This window comes from Thermogutta sp. (assembly GCF_039793925.1).
Lineage (GTDB): Bacteria > Planctomycetota > Planctomycetia > Pirellulales > Thermoguttaceae > Thermogutta.
Genome location: NZ_JBAMME010000272.1, coordinates 1 through 14949, shown reverse-complemented (window position 1 = coordinate 14949; position 14949 = coordinate 1). Strand labels below are relative to the sequence as shown.

The following is a 14949-nucleotide window of genomic DNA, read 5'->3' as shown; positions in this document are numbered from 1 at the left end:
TGCCTGTGTGCATTGATACCGATCGAAAGTTGCGCATGAAGGTTGGAAAAAACGCGTGGAGTCCTTTACCATGAGGAAACCCACAACACTTATGCGAAGCCGCCCGTTTCCCGGCTCAAACCTTAGAACGGGAGCCGTCCTCGTTTTGACGGCCGTGATGCTTGTCGTCATTTTGGCGCTGATGGCCCTGGCCGTGGACCTGGGCTACGTCGTTCTGGTTCGGGCGCAGCTCCAGGCGGCCGCGGACTCCGCAGCGCTGGCAGGTGCTTCCCAAATTGCCCATGGATTCGAGAGCGTGTTCCAAATCGCGGACCGCTATGCCCGATTCCACACTTCCGGCGGCCAGCCGCTGCGACTTCTCCGACAGGATGTGGAATTAGGAATTTGGGACTCAACAACCAGAACATTCACTCCGACTAACGCGTCCCCCAATGCCGTTCGCGTTCGGGTACGCCGGGATGCACTCAGCGGGAATCCAGCCCCTCTGTTTTTTGCCCGGGTACTCGGCCGACAGGCCGTCGATCTTTCGGCAGAAGCCATTGCCATGGCCAATCCGCGGGACATTGCCTTCGTGGTCGACTTGTCGGGGTCGATGAACGATGATACCGAACCGGCCTGGGCCACCGACGTGGTCAACAGCACCTTCGGCTCAGCAGGCTACGGCTCCATCGGCACGGAGCTTATGCAGCAGGTGTTTGACGACTTTGGCTTTGGAAGATTCCCCGGACAACTGGAACACATCGGTCAACCCTGGGGTGTCCCGCAGACAGACCTTGCTTATGCCGAGCTCACCAAAGACGGTGGACCGCTCACCCGCCCGAACGTTCCTCCGCGCTATCGCATCAACCGCACGGATGATGAACTGACGAGAAAATTCAAAGCCTATTCGGCGATCATCGACTACCAGATTGCCCGGGTCATGCCCAATGCTCGACCCACTCCCGACAGCTCCCGCTTTTACAGCTTTTGGGAAAAGTATCTCGATTACATCATCAAACCGGTGCGCGTCACGCGGAGCTCCTCGGATGACGAAGAGAGAAATCCGGGGGACTTCAGGGGTGGACGCGGACGCGAGAACTGGAATCCCCGCGATTTACCAGACGACCGCAACGGCCGGTCCGAACGCGGTGAAAACAACAGAAGGGAAAGAGGCTCTTCCGAAACTCCTCGATCCAATGATCAGTCTTCCCGTGGCAATTCCGCTGGCGACCGAGGAAGAGCTGGAGAGCCGGGCAACCGTGGCGGTAACTCGTCCCAGCCCAATCGCTCCCCCCAAAATGGTTCCCGCAACGGTGGTTCACCCTCCGGTGCGTCAGGCAACGGGCCGGTGGGGAACTTCCTCCCCGGCTATGGGCAACCCAGCCTGGCTGCAGGGGCTCAGTCTGGCAGCGTAGCCGAAATGAGTATGCTTGACGGCATTTTTCCCGGGATCGCCGCCGTCACGCTTTTTATACCGTCAGAGATGCCCCGACAAATTGGTCCGGCTTATCCAACGCTATCGGCCGGCAACCGCGAATCGCTGCCCGGGTCCACACCGATTCTGACGCCCGTTCAGGGAAGAAATGGCCGGCAAACGCCGGTCTGGCTCCCTCCAAACCAGAGCGCCGACCGGATCACCGGCATGAACAACCCGAACCGAAGCACATTCCCCAGTGCGAGCTTACGGCTTCCCGAAAGGTACCTCAACAAGATTGGTTACCTCACGTATGTCCAGTTCATGATGGATTTTGGACGTGACCTGAAGCCAGACGGCGTCAATTTCGTGCCCCTTTCCCGTCACAGCCCTTACTGCCCGTACCACCTGGAAGATACCGACGGAGGCACATTCCGTTTTCCTCCCCGGGAACAGCCGACACATGCCGCCCGGCGTGCCCTGATTGCGGCAATTCAGGTCGTAAAAGAAAGAAATCAGGGAATTCCCGACCTCAGCCAACGGGATTGGGTGTCAATTATTACGTACGACTCGTTGAGTGGCGGGGGGCCCATCATCGCCCAACCACTAACCGGAGACTACGATCAGGCGATGGTAGTGTGCACCCGCCTCCAGGCCTGTGGCGACAAGGGGGCTTCGACCGCCACGGAAGCAGGCCTGCTCGCTGCGCGGAACCTGCTTAGGCCGCGGAATGAAGGCGGATCCGGGCGTCGTGATACCAACAAAGTTGTCATTCTGCTGACGGACGGCGTGCCCAATCTCTACGTCAGTTCCCCCTCGGAAATTCGGAGTTTTATTAGTCAGAACCCCAGTCCCGAATACTACGGCGGGACTGCGTATCCCTACGACGCAGCCTTGATGCAGGCCGCACGGATGCAACTGGACCATTGGTCCGTCTTCCCCGTCGGAGTTGGACTGGGAACCGATTACAACTTCATGGACCGTTTGGCGAGGCTAGGGGGCACCGCAAACGATGACGGGCAAAGCCCCCGCGGAAGTGGCAATCCCGCCGAGTATGAGTCCCGCCTCAGAGAGATTTTCGAGAGGATCATCGAGTCGCCTAAAGTCCGCCTGGTCAAGTAGGGCCAGTCCCGGAACGCGGCAAAAAAGGTCCGAAACTCTTACACCGGTTACACGCGGAAAACACATATAATAAACCGTCTAGAGAAGTACGATGCTCCTTTTGTGAAACACATAGTGGTGTTTGAGGATCGCAATGAACAATTTTTTTCGCGTAAGGGTATTGCAAACGGGCGAACGGCGCGCAATAATAGAAGTGCGTGAGGGGACCCTCACAGCGCAGCCCTTCGTAGGTCCCTGCCCCGCCTACGAAGGGCACTTTTTTTCTTGACATTTGCTCCGCCAGCCCGTTTATCTTCCGTGCCGTCGGTATTTGGGTTATGCAAGGATTGGCCGAGTATCTGGAAGTAGCCACTCTTGCCGTGGTCCAGGGTCTGGGAGAGTTTCTCCCCATCAGCTCCTCGGGTCATGTACTGGTTTTGGCCCACCTGTTCGACGCGCTGGCGCATCCGCTTCCAGAAAAGCTGACCATCAACGTGATGCTCCACCTAGGGACCCTGCTGGCTGTTGTTGCGTACTATCGTCGGCGGATCGTTGGTCTCCTCTCAGGGGAATACAGGACATTGCTTCTCCTCATCGTAGCGACCATCCCGGCCGCGTGCGCTGGGGTGGGCTACGAATTTTGGCTTAAGGACTGGCTGGTGGCACACGTTGACTACGATCCTCTCGACCACGTTTTGACTGCGGGTTTGATGTTCCTCGTGACGGGTGGGGTCTTGCTCGCCGTGGGACGAAGACACGGCCTCAAGGAAGCCGGGAGGCTTACGTTAGGTCAGGCAGTTTTCGTAGGCATTGCCCAGGCGATGGCAATCCTTCCTGGATTATCGCGCAGTGGGATGACAATTGCCGCTGGCTTGGTGTGCGGGCTAAAGCGTGAAGAAGCCGCCACTTTTTCGTTCCTCCTGTCGATTCCTACAATTGCGGGCGCCACGCTCATCGAAGGTCGCAAGCTCTTCCATCCGGCTTCCGTGGATGCTTCGCTGGGTCCAATCATACTTGGCGTAGTGCTTTCCTTTGCGGTCGGTCTGGTGGCTCTCGCCTGGGTCATCCACTGGCTTACCAAAGGCCGGCTCAGTTGGTTTGCCGGATGGGTCTTTTTCATGGGGACTGTTGTCCTTCTCTGGCAGATTGTCCTCCGGGTGTGATGGTCGACTCACGACTGCGGGTCTCTCTTAACTTCGCGACAGATAGCTCGATCTACCGCCGGACCTGCACTCTTCGTCCTAACATTCGGCTTGTCCGGATGTGTCCCTTGCCATGAGAATGGAATGTTAACGTTCCGCGAAATGGTTCGCGTGGCAGTCCCAATGCAAGGAGGGAACCAATCCGATGCACAGACAGCTTTTCGGAATTGTGTTAGCCGCGGGGATTTGGCTTTTGCAAACTTGCCCGGCGCAGGCGGGGGAGTTGCATGCTGAAGCATACCTTGGCCAACCGTTTGGCGTGGGCAAAATTGAAATGGACCTTATTCCGCAGCGGTTGCCTCGGCCATTGGGGCTGGATGGTGTTCTCTTGGAAGACGCGGAGCATCGCGTGTTCTATCCCGTTATTGGTGGCCCACCCCTGGGAGGTTTTTTCGCCGAAATGGTTGGAAGTACTCCGCGGATGACGATCTACTTTCTTTTCCGCGGCGAGGAACCGCTCGATGTCAGCATCGGCACACGGCCTCCGCAGTTGGTTCGGATTATCCCTCGAACGGATCCACGCGGATACGAAAGAACCCTGAGAAACTGGTGGCGCGAATATACGCAACCGCCGGGTCTTTTCGAATCAAAACCCGATTACCCACCTCTTGTGGCCCAGTATCTCCGACTCATGCTTTCTCAGCGCCTGGGACTCAAGCCGCCACAAACGGCCACAGAATCGTGGGAGGCCTGGTTCCGTGAGCAACTGGGCCTTATGCTGAGCAGTGAGCCACTCCGGTTAAAGATCATGGAGGCTCGTTTTCTTTCGCCCCAGGTTTTTGAAGGCACCGCTAACCAGCCGCTGCCGTCCCCCTGGGATGAGCTACCACCCCCGACAGTGGACGTCCCTCAGGACGTGGCCGTTGAAGCCATGGCCAGCCATGTGCCTGTAGAGTCCCTGTACATTCGATTTGGAAGCTTCAACAACTTTCTCTGGCTTCAGGACACCCTCGCGCGATGGGGGGGAGACATCCAGAATCTCGTGGCCCTTCGTTCGATGAACTATGCCATCAGCCGACGCATTGAGGAACAGCTCGTCCTGCGGCAGTCCGCACTTTCTCGATTGCTGGGAGAGACGATCGTGGCAGACATCGCGATCGTTGGTTTTGATCTTCACTTCCACGAGGGAGCGGCGTTCGGTCTGCTGTTTCAAGCTCGCAATAACGCGCTGTTTCAGGCCAATCTGATGCAGCAACGGCAGGAACGAGTGAAGAAGGGAGGAGTGCGTGAAGAGAAACTGACAATCCTCAATCATCCCGTCTCCTATCTAAGTTCTGAAGATGGAGCCGTGCGGTCTTACTACGTCACGGACGGCGATTTTCATCTTGTGACCACGTCGCGAAAGCTGGTGGAGCGGTTTCTGGAAGCCTCCGCCGGCCATGGACAACTCGCAGACTCGGCCGAGTTCCGGCTGGCACGGGCGATCTTTCCGTTAAACCGGCAGGACACAGCCTTTATCTATCTATCACGTGAGTTTTTCCGTAATTTGACAGGGCCGGCCTACCGCATCGAGACGCAGCGGCGTCTCCAAGCGCTGGCCGACATGGACATGGTGGAGCTGGCTCTCCTCGCGGCAGCTTGCGAAGGGCACGACATTGACACCATTGAAGACCTCATCGCCCACGGCTATCTTCCCAACGGCTTCGGTCCGCGAGCAGACGGTAGTCGCACCATCATCCAAAATGGTATCGTGCGAGATTCTTTACGTGGGGAGCGGGGCCACTTTGTGCCTATTGCGGATATCTCGGTCCAACGGGCCAGTTCCCAGGAAGTTCAACTTTATGGGGAATTCTTAGCTCATTACGCTACCCAGTGGCAGCGGCTGGATCCGGTCGTCGTGGCCATCCAGCGGGAATCAGCCGGGGCTAACCGAGAACGAATCATCGTGGACGCCCGGGTTACGCCCCTGGCGAAAGAGAACTACGAAAACCTGGTTGCCAAAATGGGGCTACCCGACAAGTACGAATTAGCATCCATCGAGGGCGAATTGGGCCGCTTCGAAATCAGTTTGAGTCGCGGCCGACTGTTCGGCGGACTTTATGATATCGTTCCCCCGCTGGATATTGTCAATGGGCGCGTGGTTCCCACCGGCCGAATTCGGGACATTCTTATTGGTTACCTAGGAACGACCGGGGAATTAGGGCTGCTGGGAAAAATCAATCAGACATTCAGCACCCGACCCGATGCAAACGGTTACAGTCGGGGATTGTTTGGACTCTGGCGGCGGGAAATGCCGGGCGTCACGGTATTTTCCTTCCAACCTGAGGTTTTGACCGCGGTCACAAACCAATTGCGCTGGCAAGAGGCCGAACGGGAAGCTCATCTCCGCGTCTTTCTCGGTGATCTTTCAGCTGCTCGAATCACGCCACTCCTCAACCGCTTTGTTTACTGGCGGACGACGCAGACGTCTCTCGGAAATTTGCGTTTTCTCCGGGATCTCGAGCAACAGCTCCGCGTTCCCGGCGAGGAGTGCAAACGCGTGGCGGAATTCCTGTTTGATGCCGAGCTGCGCTGTCCCCTCGGCGGCGAGTACGTCTATCAGCCCGATGAATTCGGCATCCCTCGCTGGACCTCCACGTCATTTGTGGATGGGAAACCGCTCCCGCCTCCGTCCGGGTTCGAACCACCCTCGGGCGAGCCAGCAATTGGGGCTCCCAACCAAGGGGTTTTACGGGAGAGACTCGATACCTCCGCGCAGCAATCGCTGCCTGCCGTCAATCGCATTGCGGAGCTCGTGCGTTCCCGATTGGGCAGGACCATCAACCGGAGTGAGAGCGAAACCTCAGAAGGAGGTCAGATGTCCCGCTCACAGAAGCAAGGACCGTCAGGAACAGGTGTGGGCCCTCAGCAGACCTTTCTCGCGCCGCCGCTCAATTGGTTTCGCGGATTGCAGGGAAACGCAATCATCACGCAGGAGGCCATCACAGCCCATCTGGAAATTCTTATGGAGCATGCCCCGTCCCGCTGATGGGGTTAACGTTCACGGTTTGCGCTCGGCACTAGCCGGACGGGACTCTCCCGGCGATTTGGTTGAAGCTGGCTCTTTACCTCCGGGCCCACCAGGGGGAGCGTTTGAACCCGACAAAATGTTTCCCAAGCCCCTTCGGATGTGCTCCGCACTCAAACCGTTTTTCAGCCTCACCACCTCCACCGTTGTAGAGTTGGGCTCCGCATTACGGTCAAGCTGTGTGATCAACTCACGAAGGTCGTTCATCAGGTAGACGGGCGCCGAAACCACCAGGCAATTGGATGTTTCATCGACTCCGACGGACAGCAATCCTTTAAATCGAGGTGTTCGTGTATCGGAACCGCTTTCCGGGAAGAAGAATACAATTCCCCGTTCCCCTGGTCGTTGATTCTCGTTGGGGCTCAGTAAATCCCGATACACATCCTTGATCGCCGTGGCCACCTGAGAGGCTTTGGCCCAACGAAGAGCAAAGATCTCCGTCACTCGTATAGACTGCCCATCTGTCGGTGGCGGCTGATCGTAAAAGTCGATAATTTGCTTGATTTCCGCCAATTGCCGCGAATCGGCGTTCTGCACCACGATGGAGTTCGTGTCCGTATCCGCAACAAATTTAATGGGGCGGCGTTGCGAAAGCCGGCCTTTGCGATCCCTGTCAGAAGATCCGCGTGTGCCCCATGGATCGAAAAACCAGAACGGTAACCAACGGCGATTGTCTTCTTCCTCAGAAAACAGCGATTCAAGAACCTTCACAACGTTATCTGCCCAGGCATACCGCAGCCGAAATATTCGGTAATCCGGCTGGGGTGGGATGGCTTCGCGCAAAAACTGCTCCACCAGATCCAGCGCGGTCGCATCAGGACATGTGAAGACCAGTCGCCCATCCGGCGTTTGATACACGGTGATCGCGGGTGCTGGCGCAAGCTGATCACTCTGGCCGTCGTCTCCCTTTTCCGAGGTGTCGGAACCTCTACTTCCCAACTCGCCCGAGACGAGACCCAAGTCGTTTCCCACACCGGGCCGGGGGATACTCTTCACATCGTGAGGAGGCTCAATCCGCACCTCAGCATCCGTCTGGTCTTCTAACCTGTGAGCCTCGTGGGTAAGGACGGCCGTCCGAACGCTCACCTGGACATCAGCCCTGGGACCGTCGCCCTCATCGATTGCCCCATTTTGTCGCGCATCGGCTTGCGGCTCGGAACTGTGGCCATTAGCGGACGGAGCATTTTGGTTCTGGTTTGCACTTGGGGCTTGCGATCTCCCTTCGGGCCCGGGCGCTCTCTCGACTCGAAGTGGGTAAGGCGAGATGCGATTCCAGTGGCGTTGCAGCAGTTGCAGCGCTGCCTCCGCCTGAGCGGGATCACCAAACTCCAACGTACGGACTCGCCCCCCTGCCGTACCTGGTTCGGAAATCTCTCCCAATTTGACGAGAAGTTTTTGCACCTCCTGGATTTCAATTTCGTTAGCCCAAAGAAGCAGGCGATTGTTCTCGATATCGGCATCCACGCGAAAACGATTGCGATCGGTTGTTTCGGTTTGACGACGGGAGCGCTCCCAGGGAGGAACCCACGGCGGAAGAGACTGGCTGGAGGATTCCTGGCCTCCCATCATGAAATCGATCGTACCGGCCACGTAGTCCGCCGGAAGCCGGCGAAGCTGGATGACTTCAAAACGTCGTCCACTCCCATCCAACCTTTCAATGACGGAGCGAATCACGACGTGATCCGCAAGTGGGGCGTAGGCAATGATGGCGTTGTTCTGCTTATCCACTTCCAACCGCGTGCTTGGATCAAGCCCACCAAGTTCGCGGAGTGTTTTCACGAGGGGTTCTGGGTCAAGAGCAGCAAGACGATACACCTGAAAACGATTTAAGTTCGCCAAAATGGCGGTATCCTGATCAGACGGTACATCCAGCAATTTGACGGCCTGTTCGATAATGGCCATTTTGTCAGGTGGCGCCTGTGCAATGATGGAATTCCGCCGCACGTTGACGACCAGGTTTACGTCGCTGGGACGCCGCAAGACGGATGGTCCTCCTTTGGTACCAGGCGTCCCAGGGGCTCCCGGCATTCCAGGCTGCGGCGGTGCACCACCCTGGGCCGCCATCATCTGCTGAAGTTGTTGCAGTTGCTGAGGATTGATTCCCGGCGGCAGGGGTAGCGCTGCATCGCGAATGCCCAGAAGGTCCTTCAGTTGTTGCAGGGTCTCTTCCGCCCGAGCAAACCGAAGCACAAACTCACGGACCAGCCGCTCCTGTCCCCTGCCCGATTGCTCCTGCCGCAACACCCTAGCAACTTCGCGGAGATTAACAGCCAAATCCATGGCCTCCAGGCGGTTCGTAGCGGAAAGTGGAAAGAGTTTACCTCTCGGGCTGAGGAGCGGCTTGAGTTCTTCGGCTGCTTGGTCTGCCACCAGCGAGTCCAGTTGGAAGGTCACGCGAACAAATTCAAATGCCGACGTCCGTTCAAGATCCTCGGGCGTCACGTGGGGGACGATGCCGGGATCAAGTTTATCGAGATTGACCACGGTGAGAACCTCGCCCTGACGGATCATCGTGTAGCCACGCTGGAACAGATGCCAGTTAATGAGATTGCGAAGTTCTTCTACCGTGTATGCCTGCTGCGTTGTGAGGTTCAAATAATCACCAGGCAATTCCTGCCAGTCCAGACTCATGTGGGAAAGGTCCGCGATCCACTCCAGGATTTTGGGCCACGATTGCCCCCGGAAATTGACGCGCACTCGTCCTTCCTCCGACTGTTCTACGTTCCATTCCGGAGGCTCCGTTGGTTCTTTGGGGCGTGTGACGGGAGGCGGTCCTTTCGGAACCTCATTGCCTTTCCCCTGTTCTCTGCCCGATGGACCACCCGCAGCGCCAGCGCTATTGTCGGGGGCCTCCGGTGAAGTCGAGGACTCGGGAGCTTGGCCTGCGGATGGTTTAATCGCGGGCTTCGGAACGTCTCCACTTGGATTCTGAAGCACTTTCGCATCTGGGGCCATTCCCTCAGGCTGTGACACAATCACCTGGGGGGCCGCAGAATCTTTGTCGACGGACATAGTTGCGGAGTTCTGGGCCCAAACGCCCGGTGTCTTTGAAAAGGACGCATAGACCAACACAAGGAGAATAACAAAACCACAAAACTTATCGTGGATCAGCCGCTTCCAGCTCAACCGGTTCATGACGACTGCCTATGGCTGTTTTGAGTGACAAGCGCGGCTTCGGCAACTTGTGGAACGAAAGCTAAAGCTCGGTGAGGTCCATCCTTTATTCATTATGAACCTTTTTTGTCGCCGGTCCAGAAGTTTCTGAGAGAAAAACTTTCAGTCAAGAATGGACTACGCACAATAAAAGGGTTCGAGTCAATAGCCGCGAAAACCAAACCAGTTCGAATTACAATACCTCGTTATGGTTCTGTGCCTGCTTCAAGCAATACCGATGGTTTCTCGACGGTTTTGTGATGGGGAGGATCACCCATGCAGCGAGTAGCAGCTTTGGTATCTATGGCTGTGGTTATGACAGTGTTCGCGGGAACCCCGACCCTCGCCGGACCACATGGCGAGACCCGTGGGGTCGGCGGTTGGGTCCCCGCTTTTAACGGTTACGACCTCACTGGCTGGGTCGTGGAAGGAACCGCCACATACAAGGATGGTAACGTGGAAAAACCCGTCTGGTACGTGGAAGATGGAAAGATCGTCTGCGCTGGCAAGGGTTTCGGATTTCTACGGTACGATCACTCCTTGTGCGACTTTCGCCTTTATCTCGAGTTTCGCATGTCAAAGAATTGCAACAGCGGCATTGGGATTCGCGCGGAGAAGTTCGACCCCAAAAAGCCCGATACCCGACCGAGCATTTCAGGTTTCGAGATCCAGATCTTCGACGATGCGGGAAAGGAGCCGGACGTCCACTCCAGCATGTCGCTCTATCGTTACGTGGCCCCCAAGAAAAACGCCATCAAACCGGCGGGCGAATGGAACTGGGTGCTTATCACTGCCCGAGGAACCCATTTGGAAGTTGTCCTCAATGGCCAGGTGGTTCAGGACATTGATCAGACCCAGTTCGAGAATATCAAAGTCAAGCCGCTGTGTGGCTACTTTTCCGTTCAGAATCATGGCGGTTACATTGAATTCAAAAACGTCTTTTACAAAGATCTGACGGCCAGTTATAGCCTGTCCGGACACCGAGCGGGGCCGCTTGCCCGCTTTCTGCAGCGTCTGCATGCCCATCGGAGTACTTCGTCACGGAACTGCGCCTCGCCATGAGGCAGCCAGCACCTACCGCCCCAGTCCCCAGCGGTCGTTTCCCTTGGGACGAGAACTGATTTCGTTAGGTTAATCGCGACGTTGAAATCCGTCGCCCGGTGCGACTTTCTTCGCATGTGGAGGATCCTGTTGTGCAAGGCTCGATCTCTCGGTGGATCACGCTCGGTTTATGCTTTGTGTTCAATGCATCCGGGACCTTTGGTACAGCCCAAAACGCATCGCCAACCCCGCATGGCGACATCCTCACACGGAATATTGCGCAACCGCTGGCAGCCCGATGGCAACCTGGCCCATGGAACAGCGCCACCGCAACAATCGAGTGGCTGAAAGAAGACTGGCCTGAAAAGGAAGCCACTCACCCCGTCATGGAAATTTCCGTTCGTTACGATGGAACGGGCTTTCAGTTTGCTTCTATAGAGCCGGGAAGTCTCAAAATTCCCGGCAAGCTGAAAAAGATCCGCCTATGGACCAAACCGCTCCAGCCAGACTATACATGGATCGTAAATTTTCGTGATGGAGAGGGAAAGGATACCGTCAATGGGAAGAAACTGGAATGGCCGCTGAACGCCCCACCCGGAAAATGGTCATTGCTCGAATTTGTGGTTCCTGAAAGCTGGAAGCAACCTGTTTCCATCGTATCCATCAGCGCCCACAACTGGAATCGGCAGAATGTGGCGGGTGGTGCCCAGCTTCGGATTTACCGGATGGACGTGGAAACCGACGTGACCGGCATCGCGCCCGACGAGCGGCCGCTGGAGGTGCGGATCACAAGCAGCGCGCCCCGCAACGTATTTGTCGAGTCGGAGCCTGTTCAGTTTCAGATCATTTGCGATAGCTGGCGGGGGGAATCGCTTTCCGCGAAGCTCTATGCCCGGTTCATCGATGAGCAGGGCACGATCCTTTATCAATCGGATCATTGTATAACGTTGTTTGATCTTCAGGCCTGGAATCTTGCTTGGTCCCCGCCCCGGTACGGACCATTTTCGCTAAAGGTCACAGCGCAATTGTCCGCCAGTGGCGAGCTCCATGCCGAAACGCGTTTCATTTATGTGCCCAGGCCGCATGCTTTGTCGGCTGACGAAAAATGGCGATCACCGTGGGGACTGAACATTCATTCAGCCAGTGGCGGGGTGTCTTACGAATCGCTCCGCCGTATTGGGGTGGTTTGGGTACGGGACTATTCCTACAACCGGCAATGGCTCCTCAATGCTCGTGGGCCAGACGGCAAATATAGTGGCTGGCCCTGGTATCCGCGGATCAACAAAGGTATCCAAGAAGCGGAACTCATGCTTCTCGCATGCATGGGTGATTCCATTCATCCCTATGTTCAGAAGGGTCTGCTCAAACCCGATCGGCAGTGGAAATATGACCTGGTCCATATCCTTTGGGCGATGCCCGACTTCCCTGCGTGGGAACTGGACAATGAATACGATTACCATCACGGCAAAGAAGAACGAGCACGTGAGTGGCGAGCCTACCAGGCGTATCATCGCATGTTTGCTGACGTCGTCAAATTCATGAAGCCGGATTGCCTCGCTGTGGAACAAGGCACAGCGCGAATTCATCCGGAATGGGTGGAGCGAAACATCCAATCCGGCGCGTTCGAGAAAATTGACGTCGTGAATGCTCATTTTTACTGCGGCGTTGAACCTCCCGAATCCAGCGTGGAGAACGCGAATGGTCCGGGCGACGAATCCGAGGTCATGCTGATTTCCGACCGGCTCCGAGCCTTCACAAGAGCCGCCGATTGCGATGGACGGGATCGTCAGGCCTGGATCACCGAGTTTGGCTGGGACACGCGTGCCGGCTACGTGGTCAGTGAGAAAGAGCAGGCCATCTATCTGCAACGCGGATACCTGATGGGCGTCGCTTCGGGAATCGACAAGATGTTTTGGTTTTGGGATTGGGACAACAAGGAAAAAGCCACCACATACTTTGACGGTTGTGGACTCTTTGATTATCGGAATGAGCCCAAGCCGGCCGCCGCAGCACTCGCAGCATTAACACATTTCTTGAAAAATCCCCAGGTTCTCGGCACATTCGACTTGCCGAAGGATGTCCAGGGCTACGTCATCCGAGACGGCGATCGATTGTGGGGGTGCGTATTTCGACCCCAGAGAAACGCCGAAGAAGAGGTAGTCGATCTGCCCGGTGCCGAATTCTACGACATGTACGGCAATCGGCTTTCTGAGAAACCGCGTCGCGTGGGTTCAGCACCTCTTTGGATCACGGGATTTTCCCCCGATGATCCGATCGTGGTCGAAAGTGGGTTCGCCTGGGAAACGCCGCAGCTTTTTTCCGCCGTTTGCGGGGAAACTGTTCGCCTGATGTGGTCCGCCTGCAACCAGACTTCTCAGAACCTTCAGGTGTCCTGGCATTTGGAATCGCTTGAGGGATGCAAGGTGAGCCCGGCACAAGGCAGACTGACGGCAGTACCCGGCCAAAAAGTCGCAATTCCGATCTCCGTGGAAATTCCGATTTCATTGTCCCAGGGGGAGCATTCGGTCTGTCTGGTGGTCGAGGCCGGTAGTGCCGAAAAAAGACTTCCTGTCAAGTTTCATGTGGTTCCTGTGGTGGAACTTTCTTGCGGTTCGCTGCAACAGGAAGGAACTCACTATACAACGACAGTGCGAGTCAGAAACAATTCGCAATCTGAGAAGACATGGCTCCTAGAATGCAAATTGTCGCCTGGCTGGACCCTCGAATCTGTACACTCTCCGATACGCGTTGGCTCCAAACGGCAAACGGAAATTCCTTTACGTTTTACAATTGGAGCGTACGAACCGCCGCCCGCCCCACCCCGGCTTGTTCTGAAAGATGACACAGGGCAGATCTCTGCTACGGCGAGCATACCGGTGCCCTTCTGGAATTTAGCCCGGGTTGAGAACATCAAAATTGACGGCCAGCTCGAAGATTGGCCTTCGCAGGCATGGTTGCCCGATTGGCTGCTCCTGGCTCGCGGCACGCCGTTATCTGTGCGTATGGCACTGGGCTACAACCCCGCTGGTATGTTCCTGGCAGTTCACGTGAAAAATCACGACGGCACGGTGACCGACCCACGCACGTTCTGGGCGCAAACCTGCGCGGAACTGTTTATCGATACCACGTCCGACGCCCGACTGAGAAGATCCTACCAGGCGACTGATCACCAATTCTGGTTGTGTCCCCTTCTTGACACCGGTAGGGTATTTGCCGGTCGCTGGAAGCGTGGTGATGAAATCCCCGCAACCATTTACGACTTGCCCGACATCCAGGGCGTCAGCCGAAAAACACAAGAGGGCTGGCTGATGGAAGTGTTTTTACCCGGCCGGCGACTCCAGGGTTGGCGGCCCGACCCGGAGAGCACCTTACGGGCAAACCTCAACCTCACCCTCCCAGGCCCCCAAGGCCAGACCGAAATCTACTGGCCGGCGTCGAAAGAAGATGGCGCGCCGGATCGCCCGGAATTGTGGGGACTTCTCCGACTCCAATGAGAAACCAGCTCCGCGAATACGCTGTTGCGATCCCAACAACGAAAGTCCACTCTGAGACCGACGCTCAGGACAAGCGGTCATGATTCACGCAGGATTTCGTCGGTAGTGGGCGCCAAGAAACAGCGCGGCCCAGTGATGGGTTCACTGGGCCGCGGAGGTTTAGGACCAGGCCGTTATCGATTCCGTTTTATCGGACCGTTCAGATGGTCCGGCTGTCGAGCGGCTTGGGTGCCACCTGGGCCGGCTTCACGTCCAGCGGCTTGGGCTGGCCCTGCGGTGCGCTGCAAGCGTCGCAAGCTGCGGGAGCACAAGCCTCTTTCGCCGTCGGGCAGCACACTTTCCGAACCGGGCAGCACACCTTCACCGGCACCATCTCGCAGACGATCCGAGGAACACAGCGGGTTACGGTGCAGGGGACCACCTTTTTCACCCACCGCACGTCGCACACCGTTTTGGTGCAGGTCACCGGCTTCCAAACCCGGCAGGGAACCTTGGTCACACAGGTTGTCGGCACTAACTTGCAGACTTTGTAGGACACGGTTTTGACACGCTGCTCGG

Annotated in this window: 6 protein-coding genes and 1 pseudogene; 5 read left to right on the top strand and 2 right to left on the bottom strand. The window is 56.7% G+C overall.

Annotated elements, in window-relative coordinates:
- The first annotated feature begins 70 nt into the window (after positions 1–70).
- The 3 genes from ABJK56_RS13880 to ABJK56_RS13870 all read left to right on the top strand — a co-directional run bounded on the left by ABJK56_RS13880 (position 71) and on the right by ABJK56_RS13870 (position 6664).
- Positions 71–2515 (top strand): TadG family pilus assembly protein, encoded by a 2445-nt coding sequence (locus ABJK56_RS13880; RefSeq protein ID WP_347245263.1) that lies wholly within the window; start codon positions 71–73, stop codon positions 2513–2515.
- A 317-nt stretch (positions 2516–2832) separates the two neighbouring features.
- Positions 2833–3657 carry an undecaprenyl-diphosphate phosphatase gene (locus tag ABJK56_RS13875; RefSeq protein ID WP_347245262.1) on the top strand — a complete coding sequence of 275 codons (825 nt, stop codon included), beginning with the start codon at positions 2833–2835 and terminating at the stop codon, positions 3655–3657.
- 184 nt (positions 3658–3841) lie between these two features.
- Positions 3842–6664 (top strand): hypothetical protein, encoded by a 2823-nt coding sequence (locus ABJK56_RS13870; protein WP_347245261.1) that lies wholly within the window; start codon positions 3842–3844, stop codon positions 6662–6664.
- Positions 6665–6676: 12 nt separating this feature from the next.
- Here ABJK56_RS13870 and ABJK56_RS13865 read toward each other — a convergent pair whose 3' ends face one another.
- Entirely contained in the window at positions 6677–9838 is a 3162-nt protein-coding gene (locus tag ABJK56_RS13865; protein ID WP_347245260.1) for a secretin N-terminal domain-containing protein, read from the bottom strand.
- A gap of 294 nt (positions 9839–10132) precedes the next feature.
- On the opposite strand from ABJK56_RS13865, the gene ABJK56_RS13860 reads away from it, so the two are divergent.
- Positions 10133–10918: a DUF1080 domain-containing protein gene (locus ABJK56_RS13860; protein WP_347245259.1), complete on the top strand. Its 786-nt coding sequence runs from the start codon at positions 10133–10135 to the stop codon at positions 10916–10918.
- 131 nt (positions 10919–11049) lie between these two features.
- Positions 11050–14391, top strand: a complete 3342-nt coding sequence (locus ABJK56_RS13855; protein ID WP_347245258.1) for a hypothetical protein — start codon at positions 11050–11052, stop codon at positions 14389–14391.
- A gap of 199 nt (positions 14392–14590) precedes the next feature.
- On the opposite strand, the pseudogene ABJK56_RS13850 reads toward ABJK56_RS13855, so the two are convergent.
- Positions 14591–14949 (bottom strand): annotated as a pseudogene (locus ABJK56_RS13850) (hypothetical protein); the annotation flags it as partial.

Excerpts from the sequence above, each read along its gene's own strand:
- ABJK56_RS13870 (WP_347245261.1), top strand. The coding sequence starts at position 3,842 with ATGCACAGACAGCTTTTCGGAATTGTGTTAGCCGCGGGGATTTGGCTT.
- ABJK56_RS13875 (WP_347245262.1), top strand. The coding sequence starts at position 2,833 with ATGCAAGGATTGGCCGAGTATCTGGAAGTAGCCACTCTTGCCGTGGTC.
- ABJK56_RS13880 (WP_347245263.1), top strand. The coding sequence starts at position 71 with ATGAGGAAACCCACAACACTTATGCGAAGCCGCCCGTTTCCCGGCTCA.
- ABJK56_RS13865 (WP_347245260.1), bottom strand. The coding sequence starts at position 9,838 with ATGAACCGGTTGAGCTGGAAGCGGCTGATCCACGATAAGTTTTGTGGT.
- ABJK56_RS13860 (WP_347245259.1), top strand. The coding sequence starts at position 10,133 with ATGCAGCGAGTAGCAGCTTTGGTATCTATGGCTGTGGTTATGACAGTG.